This window comes from Mammaliicoccus fleurettii, assembly GCF_003970575.1.
Classification (GTDB): Bacteria; Bacillota; Bacilli; order Staphylococcales; family Staphylococcaceae; genus Mammaliicoccus; species Mammaliicoccus fleurettii.
Genome location: NZ_RXWZ01000202.1, coordinates 1 through 1,429, shown reverse-complemented (window position 1 = coordinate 1,429; position 1,429 = coordinate 1). Strand labels below are relative to the sequence as shown.

3 protein-coding genes are annotated in these 1,429 nt (G+C 27.4%); all 3 read left to right on the top strand.

From position 1 onward, the window contains the following. Nucleotides 1-327 (top strand): hypothetical protein (locus tag CD129_RS13280; protein ID WP_078356271.1); only part of this gene is annotated, 327 nt, incomplete at its 5' end. Further along, nucleotides 314-724 carry a YolD-like family protein gene (locus CD129_RS12280; protein WP_078356270.1) on the top strand — a complete coding sequence of 137 codons (411 nt, stop codon included), beginning with the start codon at nt 314-316 and terminating at the stop codon, nt 722-724. The genes CD129_RS13280 and CD129_RS12280, both read left to right, overlap by 14 nt. 25 nt (nt 725-749) lie before the next feature. After that, entirely contained in the window at nt 750-1,271 is a 522-nt protein-coding gene (locus tag CD129_RS12275) for a GNAT family N-acetyltransferase (protein WP_078356269.1), read from the top strand. Nucleotides 1,272-1,429 lie beyond the last annotated feature (158 nt).

Here is a 1,429-nt window from a genome sequence, read left to right as displayed (position 1 = left end):
ATGAATAAGTATATAAACTTAATGATTAATAAATTTGAATCTTATATTTACATGTTAGATAGCATTGAGCCAACTAATGACACCGCAAAATTTTTAAACGACAAAGTTATTTATAAAGAAATAAACAATGTTTGTAATTATCTTAAGTCATTTAATAGTCGAACAGAAAAGTTCATCTTATATTCAGATTATTTAGAGTTACTATGCACAGTTTATGATGACGTACAGTCTTCACATACTCAAAGAAATACTATGATTGTTGCATTAAACAACTCGATTCATCGCTTAAATAAAATAAATAAGGAACTTGCATATGAAAGTCATTAATCCGAGTATGCCTGAACCATACAAATATGAATCTGATTATCGAAAAATACCAAATAAATATCTTCAACAAAACATACCTAAAGGCCGTGGTATGATTAAATGGGCACCATTTGCGACAATGCCACAACAATACGAAACGATTAAACAGTTTATAAGAGATCAAACAAAGGTTGATAAACCTATATTAGAGGACACTGCATTAAACGATTTAAATCATGTTTTAGCAGAGAAGATATTCTATAATCCAAAAGCATCAATTAAATATTGGGATAATGGTTATTTTAAAGAAGTAGACTGTGAAATAAATAAATTTGATAGTGAACGAAATAAGTTAGAAGTGCTTAAAAATAATGAGTTGCTAAAGCTAAATATGGATTGCATTGTAGAGATAGAATAAGCGTTAATAAGGGGGGTTTTCTACTATGGTAAATATAGAGAAAATAATAAATGAGAATCAAAAAGCACTTAAACTGCCCAATGAAAAGTTTGAATTATACGGAAAATTAATCGTTACAAGAGCAAATAATTTATGGAATTATCATGAAATTTTAACTGAAACTGAAACAATGGTTTTTCCAGATGAAAATTATCAACTAGACATAATTAATCAAAATGGATTTGCACTTGGTGCTTTTGAAAATAATGAATGTGTAGGTTTAGCAATTTTCGAAAATAATTGGAACAAATATCTATATCTAAGTGATTTAAAAGTGGCTTCATCACATCGCAGAAAAAATATTGCTTCAATGTTGTTAGATGCAGCAATATCAGAAGCAAAAACAAAAGAAATATATGGACTATATACAATTGCGCAAGACAATAACTTAAGCGCTAATCACTTTTATTTACGTTATGGATTTGAAATAGGCGGATTAAATACGAAAGACTATAGTTTCACTAACCAAGAAGGTAAATATGATATATATTATTATTTAGATTTTTAAAATAAAAATAAGCATATCACTAGAACTGATTACTACAGTTTTACAGTGATATGCTTATTTTTATAAGAACAACCAAAAAGTACAAATCAAATTTCTTTAACACATATACATGTCCCAGACACTATTTTGTATTGTTAAATATATAATCACCTATATAT